Annotated in this window: 11 protein-coding genes and 1 pseudogene; 2 read left to right on the top strand and 10 right to left on the bottom strand. The window is 57.4% G+C overall.

The features are described from left to right. Positions 1–396 precede the first annotated feature (396 nt). The 6 genes from IPF49_12615 to IPF49_12590 form a co-directional block, all read right to left on the bottom strand. A complete protein-coding gene (locus IPF49_12615; GenBank protein MBK6288451.1) occupies positions 397–675 on the bottom strand; it encodes a hypothetical protein in 279 nt (92 codons plus the stop codon). A gap of 762 nt (positions 676–1,437) precedes the next feature. Then, on the bottom strand, positions 1,438–2,046 hold the full coding sequence (locus IPF49_12610) for a DUF3251 domain-containing protein (protein MBK6288450.1): 609 nt from the start codon (positions 2,044–2,046) through the stop codon (positions 1,438–1,440). 100 nt (positions 2,047–2,146) lie between these two features. Further along, a complete protein-coding gene (locus IPF49_12605) occupies positions 2,147–2,749 on the bottom strand; it encodes an SH3 domain-containing protein (GenBank protein ID MBK6288449.1) in 603 nt (200 codons plus the stop codon). Between the two features lie 95 nt (positions 2,750–2,844). After that, positions 2,845–3,402, bottom strand: a complete 558-nt coding sequence (locus tag IPF49_12600) for a hypothetical protein (GenBank protein MBK6288448.1) — start codon at positions 3,400–3,402, stop codon at positions 2,845–2,847. A gap of 819 nt (positions 3,403–4,221) precedes the next feature. Then, positions 4,222–4,701 (bottom strand): hypothetical protein, encoded by a 480-nt coding sequence (locus IPF49_12595; GenBank protein ID MBK6288447.1) that lies wholly within the window; start codon positions 4,699–4,701, stop codon positions 4,222–4,224. A 504-nt stretch (positions 4,702–5,205) separates the two neighbouring features. Continuing rightward, positions 5,206–5,991 (bottom strand): hypothetical protein, encoded by a 786-nt coding sequence (locus IPF49_12590; GenBank protein MBK6288446.1) that lies wholly within the window; start codon positions 5,989–5,991, stop codon positions 5,206–5,208. A gap of 284 nt (positions 5,992–6,275) precedes the next feature. Here IPF49_12590 and IPF49_12585 point away from each other — a divergent pair. Next, positions 6,276–7,592, top strand: a pseudogene (locus IPF49_12585) (IS21 family transposase). A 245-nt stretch (positions 7,593–7,837) separates the two neighbouring features. Then, positions 7,838–8,605, top strand: coding sequence for an ATP-binding protein (locus tag IPF49_12580; GenBank protein ID MBK6288445.1), 768 nt, complete (start codon positions 7,838–7,840; stop codon positions 8,603–8,605). 1,366 nt (positions 8,606–9,971) lie between these two features. Here the strand turns inward: IPF49_12580 and IPF49_12575 are convergent. The 4 genes from IPF49_12575 to IPF49_12560 all read right to left on the bottom strand — a co-directional run bounded on the left by IPF49_12575 (position 9,972) and on the right by IPF49_12560 (position 19,895). After that, complete coding sequence (locus IPF49_12575; GenBank protein MBK6288444.1) at positions 9,972–14,876, bottom strand: hypothetical protein; 4,905 nt, start codon at positions 14,874–14,876, stop codon at positions 9,972–9,974. Between the two features lie 29 nt (positions 14,877–14,905). Then, entirely contained in the window at positions 14,906–15,277 is a 372-nt protein-coding gene (locus tag IPF49_12570) for a hypothetical protein (GenBank protein MBK6288443.1), read from the bottom strand. A gap of 511 nt (positions 15,278–15,788) precedes the next feature. Beyond that, complete coding sequence (locus IPF49_12565) at positions 15,789–19,046, bottom strand: type I restriction endonuclease subunit R (protein ID MBK6288442.1); 3,258 nt, start codon at positions 19,044–19,046, stop codon at positions 15,789–15,791. Positions 19,047–19,055: 9 nt separating this feature from the next. Further along, entirely contained in the window at positions 19,056–19,895 is an 840-nt protein-coding gene (locus tag IPF49_12560; GenBank protein MBK6288441.1) for a restriction endonuclease subunit S, read from the bottom strand. Between the last annotated feature and the right edge of the window lie 99 nt (positions 19,896–19,994).

Genomic DNA, 19,994 nt, shown 5'->3' with positions numbered 1-19,994 from the left:
GACAATATGTAGCTATGAGTTCGTTTTCATCGTAATACTCTAACTCTGGTAATGTATACCGCCTTCCACGACAGTTCCCAAGTTCCTCTGGCGGTATAGCAGCGCTAGCCGTGTACGCATGTATAACGCTTAACATAGCGACAAATAAACATATCACTCGAATTTCAGCACTCATCGTACAGCTATACATGAAGAAACCGACTCCGATCCCCCTAAAAAGAACCCACCAGACTAGCGATGACTCACTGCCGATATGCGGCCACTCCCGCTGAAACGCCCCCGGGTTTCAGCATAGCCCTTACCAGGCGCTGGAGTTGAAGACACCCGCAGATGCCAATGCATCGGTGGACTGACCTACGCAAAGCCGATGCGGCATTACATGGGTTACGTGGACGCTCAATCAAAAGTGACGATACTTTCGTATTTTTTCGCCACCTCACACGCTTTCGCCTTTAGCGCTTCAGAATCAGCGAAATTGCAAGCAAGGTTTGCGGCGATTGCAGCTTTCCTAATGTTTTCAGATCTCTCGGAACCGCTGCTGGCCTTAGCCTGATTTGAATATACAACCGCTTCTTCTAATAACGATAGAGCTTCCTCATCGCCTGCAGTTTGAGCGCAGAGCGAAAAAGGTATCACAGCTAATACCGCCGCGAATGCGATTAGTGCAACCCGCATTTTGGCATATCCCCCTTGATGCAAAATTGGTACGCTGGCCGGCGAACAACGTCATCAAACGTGCTGCAATCAATTCAAACGAACGTGCCGCTGGAAAATTATCCGACGCGCATCTGCATTCCTGCCGATGACCGCCTGCCCGAACCGACCCCCAAAGAACCTCGATGCCCCACCGGCAATCCATCACAATTTCAAATATGCTCGGTTCCCTACGCCCCAACTGCGGATTCCCTTCCCTATCTTCTGGCCGCACCGTGCACCAGTTCAATGACACAGTGTAGGTCAGGGTCCCGGGTTCGTCCGTAGCCCATATGGGTTACGAAGCAGGTACTCTGCCGACTGCCCACCCATCAACGGCACCCGACAAGTCGGGGAATAGGAATTCTGGAATTCTGGGAAACTGATCACTGGGGCAGAATCGCAGTTTTCCAGTTCGCCAATTTTCCGGTGGGGAGCAGCGAATGAACTGCGGCCCGGGGCATGGGGCTCCGCTTACACCTGCCGCACGGGCTGGCACGCTCCCGACTCCCGCTCGCCTGCCTCCCCTCGCCTCCGGCGGGGCCACCTGGGCCACGCGCCCGGCACGGACATTGCTGCCGTACGGGGCTGCCAGGCGCATCACCTGCCGCGCGAGGGAAGTGCGTTCGCATTGCGCCGTCAATTCGTGCTACCGAAAGGCTGACTGCCCCTGGTCACCTGCCGATCAAGACAGGCGTGCTGATTCGGAACGCCTTTCATGGGCGTTGATTCGGCGGACGGGCATCATTTGATCAACGAAATGCCAGAGTGCGATACATTTCTAACTCTTACAAACCCAAGCTCTGAGGGAGGTGTACCGTCAAGGACCACTGAAACATTTGTCCACGCCCCAGACCTGAACGTCTCCGCGAAAGAAACTTCCTTCCCCCTTTCCGTATCGGACTTTACAGCGCCATTGTCATCCATTTGCCCCCATTCGATCTTCAACTTTACTCCATTGATCGATGATGCTAACGGATTACCAAATCGCAAGTGCGCCTTCGAGCCATTTGCGTACGGCTTAACATCTGAAAGCTGTACTGTGAGCGCCCCTAAGTCAAAGCGTACAGTGGAGTAGCCATCATCTCCGGGACGCAAATACGCGATGTTTTCGATTTCTCGAAAGATATTTTTTAGCTCAAGCTGCGATTGAGATTGCTTTAAAGATTGTATTTCAGCGCGCAACGCTTCAATTTCACTCTGGACTGAATTGATCTGCTCACCCTGCTCTGTGATGCGCTTCTCCTGGGCAGAAAGCTTTTCACCGACACGGAGCAATTCAGGCGGCCAGTCGCAACCTGACGTGAGAATTGCGGCAAGCATCACGGCAGGCTTCACCAAAAGACGTTGCATGGCACCTCCTAATGACACCCAACGATGGAGCTCAGCCATCGCGCAGGTACAGCGATGAGTTCGACGTCGGCTGGAGCGACTTATTGTGCCGCACAGCACATCACTTGAACGTTCTTCCGGATGAGACATCCAGATGCACCTTATTACTGAGGGTCATGCCCCCGCAGTAAACAAAGTAGATGGGCTGCTCTCGATACGTTGTCGATTTCACCCAGCCACCAAACTTCTTGAAGTCATCCGTTGTGCACATTCCCCGGTCTATCAGCAATCTGGTCGCCTTGAGAAAGGCAGCCTTGTGTAGGCGGTAATCATCCGAGCCAGCTATTAGCGCTGCATCCGCGGCCGCCCCTGCAGCTGGGTCAGCTGGGCGCACTTTACTAAGTGTCGTGCGCTGCACCCATTCTGCAAACTGCCCATTAATGATCCCGTTCTCCTCGCTGCAGTCATTGCGGCCGGAGTCAACGTATTCACTCCTACCGTCGACGCACGCCGCGTCATAAAATGGTGTGACGCGTGCCCACTCGTCATTGGTTTCGAGGACAGCCACTTTCTCACGATAAAACAACTGCCCTACTATTCCACAGGAGAAGCTCGGACAGGTTCGACGTTCAAGCCGGTCAGAGGTGACCCAGTAATCCTCCGCAAATGCCTCAATTGCGGGAATCGCGAGTAGGACAAGAACAAGTACCGGAAGCATGCGCATACGTATATCCATTGTGGCCGAACGATTGAGCTCATCCGCGACGGGCGATGAGCGAAGCAACGACACTGATGTCGGCTGTAGCGAGTGGTTAGGCTTCACGGAAACGTGACCTCTGAGAATGGCCTCTCGTCCTGCAGCGGGTAGCTCAGGAGAAAGCTTTGATACGGAAATGCTTCCTTCGACTTCAGCCAAAGCTGCTGGGACCCCGCCACAGCCGAGTACAGCGCAGAGCGCGCCATCGGAACGTTTGCCGCCGCAGACGTCTTGTGAACCGTGTCATTCCGGCGCCGACGGAGTCGCTCTGTGCACTTCAGCGGTGGTGACTTCAGATCGGGTTTCCAGTCTGCAAGCTCTTGAATCCAGATCGTCAACATGTCGTTGTAAGTTGCTGCTCGCAACTGCTTCTTCTTCGATTCTGGGAGCAACGCGTACGATGGCCTGCTTTGCAGAAACTTGTAAAGCCCTACCTCCATGAGGTGATTTGAGCCTACCAATGCAAGCTGACACAGGGCGTGAAACTCTGACGGCATTTGGCGGCCAGGTTTTGGGAGCACGTCGTAAACCAGATGCCGGATACCAATATATGCCTCAGTCCAAGTCTCGTGCATATCCCATACAAGCTTCATCTCTGCGGTGACTCGCTGATTGGGCATAGTGACGCCTAAATTCCTTTCGACACTACCGTGTATAGCAGAAACGATGCGGCGTATACGAGCCTCAGCGGGCGCATGAAGTTGCCCTCGGCTCAAATGGTTGGCTTCAGGACAGAGATGTAATGCGAAGCCAAATGCCCAACAGCGCAGCATCAGAGTGTAGGTTGGGGTCGCGAATTCGTCCGTAGCCTATATGGGCTACAAAGCAGGCACGCTGCCGAACGCCCCGATCATCAACAGGCATCCGTCCACCGCGGAGTTGGAATTCTGGGCTTCTGGAATTCTGGAAACCTGACCACCGGCCAGAATCCCAGTTTCCCAGGTTTCCAGTTGCCCGGTAGACCCAAGGGGTGAACTGTGGACCGGGACATGGCGCTCCGATGACGCCTGCCCATGACCGCCCCTGACTCCTGCTGGCCACGCCTCGCCCCCCGAGGCGTCCACTGCGCCGCGACTGCAGCTCGGGCATCAGCAGCGTACTGGGACCACCCGACGTGCCACCTGCGGCGCGAGGGAACTGCGTTCGTAGGGCTCCCGGTATGACGCTGCAGCATTAGCCTTCACCATAGACTCAGGCCCGTACACGCTTTATTGCGATCCCATAGAAACAGCGTGAGCAGTGCTATCGAAAGACTGCGATACATCGGCAATCCAGGGGTGGCACCTCCGGGTGGGTCACGGCCCGATTGGGGCACTCCTCAGGGAGGCTTTCATAGGCTGGGATTCGGGCGGTCGCGCACTTGGGCTACCCAAGCGCGGATTCCGAGGTCCCAGGCTTCGCATATGCACAAGGTCCCGAGTCCTTGTAACCCTATACTCTCAAGGCTTCTGCCGACCTGTTGCATTCATAGAACATTTTCGCAGCCCGAGCACTAACTTTTCGGCAACTGCCTGAAGAAAGAAGTACTCAGGTAAACGGTAGACTCCGTACTCGACGTACTCCAGCCTCTTCCCTTTATATGTCTCGGACAACAGCACTATAGCTGCGCACTCACGCTTGCTCAGCTTTACTTCCTTGCCAAGTTTACGCCGCCTAGCTTCTGCAAGCAGATTCGCAACGCTATGACCGAATTGCTTTGGATCCCTGAGAACCCTTATCTCATAGCCCTTAGCGAGCAGGAACGCCTTTAGCGAAAGCTCAATGGAATGTCCCAGCAGATAGTATGCAACCAAAGAAGGTCTGGATCGGAACTTTCCAACTGCGCTGTTCGGGACAGGCCTTAGGGCATCAGCCGCGTGCAAAAAGTCCGCAGCGTGCCGCCAGAACCCGTGTGCAGTTATCCGCAGGTTCACTCCCATGATAAGGCGGGGAAACAAAATCCGAACATATGTGTAAATAATTTTTTCCGCACGGGTTATTAAAGTCCAGCCAATGCACGAATCAGTTTGATCGTAGCTTGATGCAATTGAGCTAGCGGATTTTGGGTACAGTAGTTTTGCACCCATAGCGTTAGCGCGCTCGGGTCAGAAGCTTTGAGCTTGGCTAGCGGTTGAGCAGACGCTTGCGTGATTTCAGTAGCAGCACTGTAGCCAGAGACGTAACCAAGAATCCATGAGTTGCCGAGTATGGTGAATGGCTCAAACTCTCCAGCTTTTACCGCCGCCACGTATTCCCCGCATGACATTGATAATCCAGCACCGTATGTCATCGCGGATAGTGTCGACTCAGAATGTATTAGCCCGAATAGAATTCCAGTCATTAGAATTCTGCTCTTCATAGCAACGCTCCAATTTATTCGCCTGGCTCCTTATACGCGGGCTGGTCGACTTAGCAATCAGCGATCTATCGCAAAGGACAAGCTGCTACCGCAAACTGCCAAGAATGACCCCATAGCGCGGCGTGTTTGTGTATGAGAATAATTGTACTTCCGCCAACATAAAATTCCGGTCACGGTCTTCCCTGATACGAATCTCATGCAACGTACCGCTCACAGCCTCAAGATCGCCAGTGAAGGAACCTACCCAATCACCAATTTGGTCCGGCTCGTCTACTATGATTCTCGCGACCGTATCATTGGGTTTCAACTTCAAATGATGCCGCTCCGCACATGCCATGGACCAGCCGATCTTCGCAATCATCCTTGCAAACGAGATCGGCTTCCACGCCTGCGAAAACTTGAGATCGTCGGCGCCAGCGTCTTTCATCACATCAGCCATCGGTCTCCCAAAGTTGTAAAGGAAGTGCCCCAAAATAGTAATTCCTTTGACGCTCCTGCCCGACAACCTTCCTGGCATCGCAAACTGCAGGAAATTTAAGCAAAGCGGGTGTTCGTTCAGCGACAAGCTTACTGCTTCTTCTTGCCCGCCCCTCACAACTACCAGTGTTTGCTCAGTAGGCGCATCATTCGGTCTTCGCGACTTCAGTCCGAGGTGCGCCCGCAACGCCCAGAACGGACCCCGCAGAACGTCCTGCTCGAACCTTCCCGTTTCCGTTGCACAGGTTCGACACGATGACGCCGGCAGCACACCAGGACCACCTAGACCAAATGGGACGATGTGCTCGTCAGTCAGCGCATCTACTGATCCACAATATATGCAGTAGCCGAGCGGTTCCCAGCGCGTGGCAAGATTCTGCAGTGGTGGCTCCACGCTATCGCTCCTCAGCGAGAAGTCAAATCTATCGCTTCTTCCTGAATGAAACCCGCAAATTTAACCCAGTCAACAGTGCAGCAAACAAGACGACCAGTACCTAACATCTTCATCCGTCATCACACGATTTTCCGATCGAGGTTGACGTGAGCCCCGGCGGCCACCCAAACTCCCCCACCTGTGGCCACTTGAAAATCCCCCACCTGTGAGCTGACCGGCCGGCATCCGCCGGCGGTTGTTGCGGGACGTTTACGCTGCTCCCCTTTTGCCCGGGGAGCGAGGAGTTGAACGTCTTGAAGCCACATTTGCAGATCACCATTGCCACGCTACTGGCACGCGGTGAGAGCCAGCACGAGATTGCGCGGCGCACCGGCGTCGATCGCAAGACCATCCGCCGCTACGCCCTGTCGGCAAATTCCCCCATGGCCACCGGCTCGCAGGAAGTGGCCGATCAAATTCCCCCACCCCGGCCACCGGCTCCGCCGCCCGCGCCGGTTCAGTCGGCCTGCGAGCCGCACCGTGGCTGGATCGAGCAGCAGGTGGCGCAGGGTCGCAACGCGATGGCGATCTACCAGGACCTCGTCGACGAGTACGACTTCGTCCACCGCTACAACTCGGTCAAGCGCTTCGTCGGCACGCTCAAGCGGCGGGATCCCGAGCGCTTCGATGTGCTCGAGAGCGCGCCCGGCGAGGAGGCGCAGGTCGACTTCGGGCAAGGCGCGCTGACGCTCGCCGCCAACGGCAAGTACCGCCGCCCGCAGTTGTTCGTGATGACGCTCAAGTACTCGGGCAAGAGCTTCCGCAAGGTGGCCTGGAAAGCCGACCAGGAGACATGGGCACGCCTGCACGAGGAGGCGTTCAGGGCATTCGGCGGATCTGTGGCCTACGTCGTGCTCGACAACCTCAAGCAGGGCGTGATCCGCCCCGATCTCTACGCGCCGGAGCTCAATCCGGTGTATGCGGCGCTGCTCGGACACTATGGCGCCGTGGCAGACCCGGCGCGCGTCGGGGATCCCGACCGCAAGGGCACCGTGGAGAACGCGATCCAGCACACCCAGTCGACGGCGCTGAAGGGGCGGCGCTTCGAGTCGATCGAGGCGCAGAACGCCTACCTCGCGCACTGGGAGGAGCGCTGGGCGGCCCCGCGCATCCACGGGCGCAAGAAGCGTCAGGTGCTGGCGATGTACGCCGAGGAGCGTGCGCACCTCAAGGCGCTGCCGCTGACGGGCTTCCGCTTCTTCCGCCAGGAGGTGCGTACTGTCGATGACAGCGGGCTGGTGCAGGTGCAAGGGTCGTATTACGCGGCGCTGCCGGCAGCGCCGCATACCCAGGTGACGGTGCGCCTCTACGCGGGCGAGATCGAGATCCTCGACGAGCAGGGCCGGGTGCTGCGACGACACGCCAAGGCCACGCGCAAGGGCACGTTCGTACTGCCCGAGGCCGATCGGCTCTTCAACCCCTCGCGCGAGACCGCACGACTGCTCGCCAAAGTCGACCGCATCGGGCCGGCCAGCGCGCGGCTCGCCGGCGAGATCTTTGCGCGCCTCGGACGTCCCGGGCAGCGGGCAATCTACGGCTTGGCCCAACTGCCCCGTCACTACGCCCGCGCCGACATCGAGGCCGCGAGCACCACCGTACTCGGACTGGCGGTGCCGTCCTACCAGGCCCTCAAGCGCCTCCTCGAACGGCGTGCGGCCGAGACGCCCGAGACACCGGCGCCGACGCTCGCCCAAGCGGGCGAGGCGATCCGGCAAATCGACGAGTACCACACGTTCTGGGAGCACCACGCCCAGAGCACCAACCCGGGGCCCTCGACCCCACACCACTGAGACGGAGAAATCACCCGATGAGTATGTCGATCACCGAACTGGAACAGGCCCTGCGCTCGCTGCGTCTCTCGGGCATGATCGCGCCCCTGTCGGCGCGCGCGCTGGCGGTTGCGAGCCACGAAATGGACTTCCTCGAGGCCTTCGGCTGCCTGGTGCAGGACGAGCTCGACCGGCGCCGCTCGCGGCTGCTGCAGCGGCGCTTCGCGCTCTCGGGGCTGCCCGAGCGCAAGGACCTCAAGGACTTCGACTGGACCTACAACCCCCGCCTGCCGCGGCGTGCGGTGCTGGAGCTCGCCACGCTGAAGTTCATCGAGGCGCGCGAGGACACGCTGCTGATCGGCGCGCCGGGCCTGGGCAAGAGTCACTGCGCCAAGGCGCTGGCGCAGCTCGCCGCCGGGCGCGGCTACACCGTGCTCTACCGCGAGGCACACACGCTGATCGAGGACATCCACGAGGCCCGCGAACTCGGCGAATTGCGCAAGCACCGCGCACAGCTCAAAGCCGCCGACTTGCTCGTCATCGACGATCTGTTCCTGCGCCGCTTGCCGGCCAGCGCCGGCGACGAACTCGCCGACGTGCTGATGAGCCGTTACGAGAAACGCTCGACGATCATCACGTCCAACCGACCGGTCGAGGACTGGGCCACACTGCTGGGCGACGTGGTCATCGTGACACCGCTGCTCGACCGGCTGATGCACCACGCGCATCTGCTGAAGTTCGAGGGCAAGAGCTGGCGACTGCGCGAAGCCGCGGCGCGAGTTGCGAAGCGCGCCGACAGCGTGTAACCATCCACCCGTCCCGCCGCCTCAGATGGGGGAATTTGACCTGGCCACGGATGGGGGAGTTTGAGGTGGCCGCCGGGGACGTGAGTTGCACCACGCCCAATTCTAGAAGCGCCTTGAATACATTCTCTAACTGTTCGTCAACGCAAGGTTCGCCACATTTATTTTCGTACAGATAGATGAGCATCTGCATCGTCGACTCGAAACACGTGCGGCTATTGGAATATCTATAGGCTACGAACTTCCAATCCACTCCAACCGGTATATCTGGCCTTGTGCACGCATTACGCAACTTCAATGACGGATGAACAGCATCATCCCGCATTTTGATGATCCCCGAGATATTCCTTTTGAACGCAGTTGAAAGCTCATTGTTGAGCCGAAAAACTCTCCTTGCGACTTCTGCAATCTGCGCAGCCCGCGATGTCTGATTTTTCCGCCAACGTTCAAGCTCTTCCTCCGATATCTTCGCATATGGTCGAAGCTGGTCGTATAACGCGTCGAGTGCAATTCCGCACGCGACAAAAACCTGCAACGACGACTCCAGCTCCGCAATTAGCAGTTCTCGATTTGCGCCCTCATCCAGCCCCCATTTCTGACCGATTGAGTCCGAGGCATTCTTTGCAGCCTTTAGGTTGTCGCTTGCGATTCGCAACCATATCGGCAGCACGTTGTAGGCAGTAGACAAGATCAATCGGGCATCGGCCGCACCGGACTCATCAGCGCTAATGGTGAAGTCACCAGGTAAGACACCCACCCGCATGCCCTCGAAGATCATTACTCCTGAGCTCACACTCAATGATTCCCTTTCATTTGTCTATGTACGGTCCTATAGCCCGCCCGGCGCGCCAACTGCAGCGCGAGGCAAGCGCACTTGTCATGCTTCCAGCATCGCTCGATGGAAGCGACCCTCACCATCGATCTAAAAACTTGAGCATATTATTATTGGGATCTGCACAGCTCCCGAATCGGCGGATGAATTGCACGGCCACCCGCCTTCGGAATGAGTTTGGGGAGGGATTGGATGGACTCAGGTCAACGTCCCTCACGAAAATCTCTCTTGATAAATTTGAAATACCGCCGCGCTTCCCACGCAGGGGCGACAAAGGCTTTGGATAGGATAAGTCGTTCTATTCTCTTTTTTTTCAAACCGAACGGACTTGCCTACAATCGCATCGAGCAATTGGAGTTTGATCCGCCTGTCGTCCGTACTGGTGACCATATGGGCCGTGTGTTTCGATAGAAGCCATACGGTCCGTGTACGGCTTCCAGATGCTCACATCTCCGTTGGCAGCCCCAATGATTGCAGACAACTCCTCAGTCGGTAACAACATCGACGACGAACCTAGATGTCCTCCAGCCGGATTCATTAGAGTGTGAAGCCGCTGTACTGGATACGATCACCGTCGATGACGCGCTGTCTTGCGATGTACTTCCCGATCTGCTCCTGAACGGCCGCCACTTGGCTAGGCTCCATCTCTGACATCTCCGAGAGGCGGTCTTCGCCCAAGGAGTTAAAGGATGTTCCCAACCTTAACCCTGCATCCTTAGTAAGTAGCCAGCGGTCGTGTAGAACATGCTTACCGGGCAAATCCGCATACGCAAGAGCAATGATTTCGGTCTCCGGCGGAGTCTGATCGCTCTGCGCCCTCCATACCTTCTCGAATGGCTCTTCTGTGTGTTCCTTGTTCTCGACTAAGTGGGGCTTGCTGGCAATCACGAAAACTTTGCAATCAGGCGCTTGCGCCAGGCAAAGACGTAGCAACGGAATGTCCCTGCTCGAGAAATAGGCGTCGCAGTATGTAATGTGCTCCCTTGCATTGTCACGAATCCACCGCTCAATAAATTCGATGGCCTCTGCGCGCGTCTTCCTGCGTACCACCAAGCCGTTCTCCTGCGCATCCTCGCGCACATTGTCAGGACGACCAGAGACCTTACTCATGATGGATTGAGCAAGTTCTGCCGATAGCAGCAGAGCTTCGCAGACGGGAACGATATGCGAGACGATGTCCTGCGGTTGCCGGAACTTCCTGTCCAGATTGGTCAGGTGCCACGATAGCACCGGGTAGGCGTCCTGTATTGTCCCCCCTGCTGACAACGTGACGAACTGAGTCATCACGTCAAGTGGCTTGACTTCAAGGCGGCCCGCCTCAAGCGCCGCGAGGTTCTTCCATGCAGCAGAGGGAAGCATCTCTAGGTCCCACTTGGTTATGTCCTTGATTTGCTTCGCATCGGCCATCTCCCGCTTTGCCTTGGCAACGGCTGCGGCGTGCTTGGCGTCGATCTTCAGCTGGGCTCTCGCTGGATCATCGTCGACAAGCTCGATGAGCTCGTTTGCGAACCCCGGGTCAATCTGGTCAGCAATGTCGATCAGTTCGCCTCTATGCTGAGACGAACGAGCGTTGTCCTCAATCTCCACAGATAACTTCATCGCTAACTTAAGACACTCCCGCGCGGAGGCGGCAGAGTTGTTGGCGTGAGCCTCCTGCGCATATCCTTGCAAGTGCGACAGGCGGTCGATGGGCGACGGAATCTTCTGAATCTCTGCAACAGCGCGCTCAAGCAGCCTCTTACGGTGAGTCAGGAATTTGGCGGGAAGCGCCACGGCCAAGCCGCCGAAGATGTAGCCCCGATCTGCGCAATTGCCGATTGTCTCCGTCTGCCTCTCCAACTCCTCCCACTGCGGCCATGGTGTTTCCACAAGCGCGTACACCTGGGTCATGCACACGACCTTGTATCCGATGTGCTGAATGTTGCGCGGATCGGGCAGCTTATCGTCGACTATCGCCTTTAAGCGAGTAGACCAGTCCGCCTTCTGCTGGGCAGTGAACCGAGTGCGGTTCTTCTTGTCGTTGATTGCCTCGACCATAGCCTTCATCAACCCGAAAATACTCGAATCCATTCGGGCGAATTGCAGCATCTCAATCACGTCGACAATGTCAGCGGCGTTTAGCCGAGTATGGTCGAAGCGACCGTTTACGTCAGGCTCTGTACTTGGTAGATGCCTAAACCTAAGCATAGCTGCGTTGACAAGCGCGTCGTCGGCTTCCACATCGGGCAAATCTTTGAGAAGGGGCAGCGCGAGCTTGATATGCGACACGCACACAGAGGGAAACGCGATTGCTATCGCCAGACGAGCTACCGAAGCATGGACCAGTCGCGCTTCCTCAAGCAGGGGGCGCAACTGCTCTTGAACTACCCTGTTCGCCAAGTCCGTTCGTTCCGCGCACCACATACGTTCAGCAAACTCGTTCAACACGCGAATTCGCGGGATTATGCCCGGCAGGTGATCGACCAGTCGTGCGTGACGGCTGAGTTTGTCGTCATCCAGGAGTCCCGCCCGAGCCAGGGGGGCCATCGCGCGCCCAACCAACGATAGACAGAGCTCAAAGAGCTTGCAGGTCGCAGCAGTGCTGAACGGGGTGGTTGCGGCAACCCGAGCACCCTGATCATAGTAACTCTGGGCACGATCCGGCGCAGACTCGGCAAGCGTCTCAGCGGCCTGGAAGTAAAGATTGCTTTCTTCAAGCGGAGAAGCAACGCGACTCGCAGCTTCTTTGACCCGGTCCACGAAGAGTTCCATCGGGAATTCACACTTCGCGGCTGCTGACGCCCTGACCATCCAGCAATCCCAATGGCCCAACTGGTGACCGCGCAACAAATGGTGACGAAACTCCTCCAGATGCGGCACCCAATCTGACTTAGTGGGGTTGGGGTCCAGTGCCCCGAGCAACGCAACAGTAGCCCGGGCTCGGTGGTCTACGTTGGTGATGCACTCAAGTGCTTTCTTTACCGAGGCGAGCCTCGTTTCGGTGTATGGCTGCGCAACGAGTACGCTCGCCACGCTCTCGTATGCGACATCCCGACGAGGCATCACGTTGAGCCGAGATGCAAGCTCCAAGGCTACCTCACAGTCGTCTGCGGCCAGCACCTTCAAAACGGGCGATACGGTACTGATGTGGTCGGCCGTGTCCTTCAAAACAATATCTAGGAGCTTACCTAAGTCCGCTTTCACGACAGCCCTGAAGCCGTCCTCCTTTTCGAGCTGATCATCATTATCCAGTCGTGATAGCGCCCCCAACATGATGGCAAAGCACTCCATCTGAACTTCAGGCGTCCTGATGTCGCTGACGTCAAAGTACGCCTGCTCGATGCGGTCGCGCGCTAGGCGCTTGTCGTACTGGTGTTCGGCTGCCGCAAGTCGCATCGCAAGAACCGTCAGGTCCTTCGATTGAGCCGCCTTGGCAACCAGCCCCAACTGGCTGTCGAAGCGGGCCACGAGATGGCGAAGCCGAGTGTGGTTTTCGATGGGAACCATGAATGGAGCACACAGGTCGGCCAAGTCCTTCGCCCTCGGAATGTACTCAGTCTCCCGGATGATCGTGTCGAGGCCGAGTTCAACGAGATCGAGTATCTTGGGGTCCCGTCGCTTGATGTTGACAAAGGACCGCAAGAAAAAAACTTGGTGCGCTGCCGGCATATTGGCCAGCGTGCTGACCAGTTCGCGGGCATCTAAACGCTCGGCGACAAGCTCGAAGGAAAGCGCGACTTGTTGTAGTGCCTCATCGGAAATTCGCGCCCGTGCTTTGTCATCAATCTTTGTCTGATACTTGAGCTTGGCTAGAGATGCGGATATGGAAAGCTCCGTGTAGGCAGCATCCTTGACTGCAGCGGTAGCTCCTTTTACCGCGGATTCGATGATCCCGATAGCCGCATCTGCATCAAAGACAAGGACGTCAGCGGCGATCTTGATGGCCTTGTCGCCAAGATCGCTGAAATTTACGTCGCGGATGAGCGTACCAATGTATGCCAACAATTCCGGCTCGATTTCGCCCCTGCGCTCTGTGACACGCCGTGCAAAGGCGCTAAGCAATTCCAGTCGATCCTCCTTCGTCGCCTCTGCATTGGCCAGCGCCAGCGCGGTATTCGATTTTCCCATGGCCACAAGTGCCTTGATCCTAGCCGATGAACCCTCGGCTGTTCTGACGCTGGAGAAGAGAGACCTGTGCAGCGAGAACTTGAAAACGTCATGGATTCGCTGGAGACTTGCAGCGCTCTTCGCGCCCATCTCTGCCCGCGCGCGCAGTGCAGAGAACGATTGCGTGCTCTCCAGCAAATGCCCGTAGTGCTCCTTGGACAGCAACGCCAGTATTGCCTCCTGTTGATTCAGCGTCTCGAAGTAGACAGGCAAGTAGCGCAAAGACGCTTCGCTGCTAGGGTTCTGTTGAAGGTACTCCAGTTGAGCAGTAAGTGCCTGCCGCTTTAGTCGATCAAGCTTCTTGCCAGCAACGTGCCTATGGGTTTCGGAAATGAACTCGACCGCATTCACTGCGGATGTGTACAAGAACTGACACTTCGCGATCGTGTTGCGAACTTCCTCCGGCTCATTCTTGACCATTGCAACTAAGTCTGCGAGCGTTAGTGACATCTTGGAGAAAGCGACTAATGAAACGACAAGCAGTTCGCTTTCGCCCAGATCACCCAGAATGTCAAACTCAAGCTTGACAAACTCCAGATACTTGGTCGGGTCCGTTTCCAAGATGTTCGAAAGCGGCGTCCCCGAGAGCAGCAGTCGACGCACGACCGCGAGACGTCCTGGGCTCCCGTATTTGCAGAGCTCGTAGATTTTTCCGCATTCTGCGTCGTCGATTCCGGTATCCGAAAGGAAGCTCCTGCATTCCTCGAGTCTGAGCTTCAGCAATTGATATGGCTTAGACTTGACGCTGCTGTGAAGGTAGCCGGTCAATGCGCTTTGCTGACCAGTAACGATTAGCCGGCACCGCCCCGCTCCAATTGGCAACAGATCGGTAAAGATGGATGTGATGACACGGCGATCTTCGAGTGGAATTTGGTGGAGGCCGTCGACGACGAAGTAGAGCGTTCGACCCCGGTGCTTGCTCAGGACCCTGAGCTTAAGATTGTTGAACTCGCTCTCTGTTAGCGGGTCCTTGTTCAGGGACTCCCCGAATACATGCCAGTAGAACTGCTCCGCCAGTGCGAGCCTAAGGTAGTCGAGGCTGTATGCCATTCGGCTTGCCGGCTTAATAAACAGCGAAAACGTGTCCGACGGGTAGGCGTGGCAAAACTGCGCCAAGGTAGTCGTAGCCCCGTCGCCCTCCTCCCCCTCAAGAAAGAGGACGAGAGTCTCACCAGCGAGCACGTCCACCATTGTCTGCAATAGGTGAGGTCGCTCGATGAGGTTGGGCGGCAATGTGGGGAAGTCAGGAGTGAAGTTCCAGTTGTGAGCGATCGTGCCGACGGTAGTTTGCTGCATGCTTGGTTCGTCTTCTACGGGCTGCGACTTTAAATACCACAATGGGCCTGTTTGGCGAACGTCTCGTTCAACGCAACAGCATACGAATATGGCTCATAATTTGCGGCTCCGAATATGGCAAAGAATGACAGGATGAACTGAATGCCGCTCTCTCTGTCCACCAGTTGACGCTTGCGCCAGGAGTTGAACGCGGAAATTGGCGCCGGAATGAGGAAGACCAAGGCCACGTACGTAGCTAACGGCGCGATACCCTTGGCCATCGCCTGGAACGGAGCGCTTTTGAATTCGACGGATGGCAGCACTACCGCCAACCCGATATAGCTAGCGGCGGATACGATGACGCTCACCCACCACGGGCAATCCATCAGAACTTCAAGAATGCTCTGTTGCCTGCGGCCCATCCAACGGATTCCTTTCCCAATCTCCTGGCCACACCGTGCACCAGTTCAAGGACAGAGTTTAGGTCAAGGCACCGCAGTCCGCCGTAGCCCATATGGGTCACAGATAAGCTACCGTGCCGACCTCGCCGGCCACCGACAGCATCGGTCCCCTGGGAGCTGGAATTCTGGAAAACTGAAAACCTGACCACCTGCCCAGAATCCCAGCTTCCCAGGTTTCCGGTGCCGATGGGGCCCAGGGGTTAGCTGCGACCTGGGACATGTGCCCGATGCCGCCTGCCGCCCTAGATCACACGCCCCTGACTCCCGCTCGCCGGGCCTCCCCTCGCCTCCGGAGGGGTCCGCTACACCACGCTCCCGGCCCGGGCATCAGCAGCGTACTGGCGCCACTTGGCGTGCCACGTGCAGCGCGAAGGAAGTGCGTTCGCTATGTGTCGAGGGGCGCTCTATCAAAATAGCGTTCGGCATGGAATCGGGACCTCCACTGCTCTCGGATTTTGAAGCAGCGAAATATCTAGGAAGGCCAGGGCGATTCAAGATCGATATTCTTTCCTCCTTTCAGCAAGTCGTAGATGAGCGCAGTGAACGGTGCCAACGCCTGCTGATCCTGCTTCAAGAGATGCTCCGCCTGCGCCTGATGCGACAACATCGCGCGCACCACGGCTGCCTGCACAACCCCCTTGATGTTTCCGTTCATGGCCACGTCGCGCGGATTGTTTGCGACCTGCGCCATGGTGTTCGCATCCTCTCGGGCGATATCGGCAACCTGGTTGACCATGGCAACCTGATCGGTCAGCGGCGTCGCCTCGCCAAAGATGGAATTCAGCCGCGCGATCACCTGCTTCATGTAGACAGGCACCGGCGCCTGCCCGCCTCCGCCCGGCCCAACGGGTTTGAGCACAAGGGCTTCTTCATCGGGTTGCTCATCGATGCCCGGCAGATCCTTCGCTTTGATATCGAAGCCAGTAAGAACAAGTGCCGAAACATCGACCTGCTCCGGCGGCACACCATCCAGCCGCTTTGATAGCAACTTCGTGAAGGATGCAAAGCCCTCCAACTCGGGGTCGCCAAGATCGATGGTCTGGGCGATATAGGTATAAAGTGATCCAAAGCGGGTCAGGCCTGATTTAAAGTCCAGAAGCTTCTTGAGAGCCTCCGCGTGTTCGGCCCTGATGGCGTCCGCCTGCTTCATGCCGACCTCGTTGCCCTGGGCCTTGGCAGCTTCATAGGCCGCTTCAGCGGCCTGAATGGCGACGCGCTCAGCCTTCACCTTGTCGTTGAAACGTTGCGTCGGGGCACTGGTTGCGGCGTAGAGATCCTTGTGCTGGGCCTTTTTACCAGCTGCATAGGCCACGGCGGACTTGAAACGAACCGCGGTATAAGCAGCAACCTCCTCTCGCACATAGATGCCGGCCTTATCCAGATCAGACTGGAGGTCGTAAACTACATTGGGGTTTTGCATATCATGGATGCGCGCACCCGCATCGTACTTGGCAAAGGCATCCACGATGGCTTGCGGCTCGTTGACGAAATCAACGACGAATACGGAGTTTGAGTCCTTGCCGGGTGCCGTACGGTTCAGGCGCGACAGGGTCTGCACGACCTCGACCGGGTTAGTGATCTTCTTGTCCAAGTACATCGCGCACAGCTTGGGCTGGTCGAAGCCGGTCTGGAACTTGTTGGCAACGATCATCACCCGGAACTCCGGGCGCTCGAACACCTTGCGCAGATCACTGCCGTACTGGCGAGGGTTCATCGTGCTCTCGGAGAACGCGCCGTCATCCTGCGCAGCGAAGGGCTCGCCTGTAGCGCCCTCATCGGAGGCATGCATCACTTCCTTGCCGGTCAGCGAGCCGGAGAACGCCACCAGCGCGTGCAGGTCCTTGTGCTGCTCATGCTCCGCGATGTACGCATCGATGGCCTTCTTATAGCGCACCGCCGCCGCCCGTGAAGACGTGACCACCATGGCCTTGGCAGTTCCACCCAACAGAGGCGCGACGTTCGCGGAGAAATGCTCGACGATAAACTGCGCCTTCTGCGTCACGTTTGTGGCATGCAGGTTCAGCCACTTCGCCAGCGCGCGTTTGGCTGCCTTGCTCTCCACCCGCTTGCCGTCCTTGACTGGCTCGGCGAGGTTGAACGCCGTCTTGTAGGGCAAGTAGCCCTGCAGCACGTCAAGAATGAAGCCCTCTTCGATGGCCTGCCGCATCGGGTACTTATGGAAGGACTCAGGCAGGTTGTCCTTGCTGGCAGGCTTGGTCGGGGCGGCGGGACGCCCGAACAGCATCAGCGTGGCGTGCTTCGGCGTAGCGGTGAATGCGAAATAGCTGACGTTCTTGGGGCGCACACGCGACGACTGGATTTTCTCCAGCAACTCCTCAACGGACAGGCCGGCCATCTCGTTGGCATCACGCAGCGCCAGGGTGGCCTGCAGCTTGGAGGCCGCCGTGCCGGTCTGGCTGGTATGCGCCTCGTCGATGATCACCGCGAAGTTGCAGTCCTTGAGCTTCCCGTTGGTGAGGATCTGCTCCATGGCATAGGGGAAGGTCTGGATGGTGACGACGATGATCGGCGTATGCCGTTCGAGCGCCTTGGCCAGCTCCTTCGACTTGCTCTCACCGGTGTCCTTGTCGCCGATGGCGGCAATGAGATCCTGCTGGTGGTCGATCTGCTGGACCGCGTCCTGCAACTGCCTGTCGAGCACGGTCCGGTCGGTGACCACGATGGCCGAGTGGAAGAGCGCGGTGCCATCCGGTTTCCGCAGGCGAATCAGGTCATGCGACGTCCAGGCAATGGTGCTGGTCTTGCCGGAACCGGCGGAGTGCTCGCACAGGTAGGTCATGCCGGGCCCCTTGGCCTTGGCATCGGCAACCATGCGCGTGACAGCATCCCACTGATGGAAGCGCGGGAAGATCAGTGCTTCCTTGACCAAGTGGTTGCCTTGCAGGTCCACCACGTTCTTCTTTTCGGTGTAGACGAAGCTGTGGAAGATGCGCAGCCAGTTGTCCGGCTGGCACACCTCTTCCCAAAAGTACGCCACGGGATACTCGCCGTCATCGCGCAGCGCGTTACCGGCGTGCCCGTTTCGCCCCTTGTTGAAGGGCAGAAAGAAGGTATCCGCGCCGGCCAGCTTGGTGGCCATGCGGATATCGCTATCCGACATCGCGAAATGGACAACGGCGCCGCGCTTGAAAGTCAGCAGCGGCTCCTTGCGGCCGGTGGATTTTTCGAACGGCAACCGATCATTCTTGTATTGCTCAACGGCGGCGTCCGCAGACTGGGTGAAATCGGTCTTGAGCTCCACTGTAGCGACGGGAATGCCGTTGATAAAGAACACCAGGTCGATGCCCAGCTGGCTGCCAGGGCGGTACTTGAGCTGCGGTACTAGTCGCAGGATGTTCGCCTTGTAGCGGGCCCAGGCCGATGGGTCGCGCTCGTCCTCGGGCTGGCCTTCGCTGAGGCTGATTTCACCGGCCCCCGCCACTTTGATGCCACGGCGCAACACATGGACCGTGCCTTCCTTCTCCAGCGCCTGGGCCAGACGATCCATGAGTATGGCTGTTGCCTTGTCGCCGTTGCCGGCCACCAGTCTCTCCCAACGCTTCAGTTGGGTGGCCTCCACCCAGGCTGCGAGATCCGCAGGATATAACGCGTGGTTCTGGTCGTAGCCAGCGGTATCGCCCACCTGCCAGCCGCGCAAGGCCAGCTGCTTGACGATGTAGCTCTCGAAGTACTTCTCGAAATGGGCAGTATCGGTGAAGGCAGGGTGCATGGCGTTTCCCTATGCCGGATCGCGCAAGTCGATCTTGCCGGTGACGGCGGCGGTGATGAGGGCTGTGCGGTGTTCGCGCAGTAACTCGATGGAGCGCTCGGTTTTGGCGATCAAGGTGGCGATTCGGGTGGACTGTGCGTCGATGTACTCAGCAATCTCAGCCTGCTCTTTCAGAGGTAGCTTTGGAAGCTTCACCTTCCGAACATGACTGAAATTCAGATCCTGCCCATCCCGAATAAAGCTGGATGTCAGACGCAATGCCTGAATGTAGAGACTCGACTTCAGCAGTGCTCCGTAGAATATCCCATCGACATCCGCCCCTGCCTTCAGGACCGAATAGGACGACCGCACACTTCCTACCGCATGGGACCGCTCAAGCCCGCCGTCCATACTTCGCATGCTTATCACAAAATCCCCAATTTCGACGTGCTTTCGCATTTCAAGATTCGCCGAAGCCTTTGTTACCTGCCGTTGCTCCAGTGCCTCAAACTCATCCAATGGAATCACGCCATACTTCTGGGTGGCAGAAAGTACCCGATCTCCCTCACGTGCTCTTTCCTTGCTTTCTGTAAAGAGCGCGGTTGGCGGAACGATTTCCCAATGCGCCGGCACCGCCCCGAGCCACTCCACCCCGCTGTCCTTCAGCGGCACGGTTGCATCCAGCCCCTTGGTCACGGCATGCGTGATCAGGGCCTGGCGCTTCTCGCGCAGCAGCTCGACGAAGCGGGTCTTCTTCGCTACCAGCGCGTCAATGCGAGCGGTAGATCTATCGAGAAAGTCTGCAATCGCAGACTGTTCCTCTATAGGAACTGCGGGCAATGGAATTTTCGAAAAATTCTCAAACCTCAAGGCCTGGCCGTCACGAACGAGGTCAGATGTACTCTGGAGTGCCTGAATGTAGGTGATACTCTTGAACACCCAGCGAAAATATCGAGGTACAACCCACTT

The organism is Gammaproteobacteria bacterium (assembly GCA_016705365.1).
Lineage (GTDB): Bacteria > Pseudomonadota > Gammaproteobacteria > Pseudomonadales > UBA5518 > UBA5518.
This window is presented reverse-complemented; position numbering and strand designations above follow the sequence as displayed.

Bases quoted from the DNA above. Each gene is read 5' to 3' on its own strand.
- IPF49_12605 (MBK6288449.1), bottom strand. From the start codon at position 2,749: ATGCGCATGCTTCCGGTACTTGTTCTTGTCCTACTCGCGATTCCCGCA.
- IPF49_12580 (MBK6288445.1), top strand. From the start codon at position 7,838: ATGAGTATGTCGATCACCGAACTGGAACAGGCCCTGCGCTCGCTGCGT.
- IPF49_12615 (MBK6288451.1), bottom strand. From the start codon at position 675: ATGCGGGTTGCACTAATCGCATTCGCGGCGGTATTAGCTGTGATACCT.
- IPF49_12595 (MBK6288447.1), bottom strand. From the start codon at position 4,701: ATGGGAGTGAACCTGCGGATAACTGCACACGGGTTCTGGCGGCACGCT.
- IPF49_12570 (MBK6288443.1), bottom strand. From the start codon at position 15,277: ATGGGCCGCAGGCAACAGAGCATTCTTGAAGTTCTGATGGATTGCCCG.
- IPF49_12575 (MBK6288444.1), bottom strand. From the start codon at position 14,876: ATGCAGCAAACTACCGTCGGCACGATCGCTCACAACTGGAACTTCACT.
- IPF49_12565 (MBK6288442.1), bottom strand. From the start codon at position 19,046: ATGCACCCTGCCTTCACCGATACTGCCCATTTCGAGAAGTACTTCGAG.
- IPF49_12600 (MBK6288448.1), bottom strand. From the start codon at position 3,402: ATGCCCAATCAGCGAGTCACCGCAGAGATGAAGCTTGTATGGGATATG.
- IPF49_12610 (MBK6288450.1), bottom strand. From the start codon at position 2,046: ATGCAACGTCTTTTGGTGAAGCCTGCCGTGATGCTTGCCGCAATTCTC.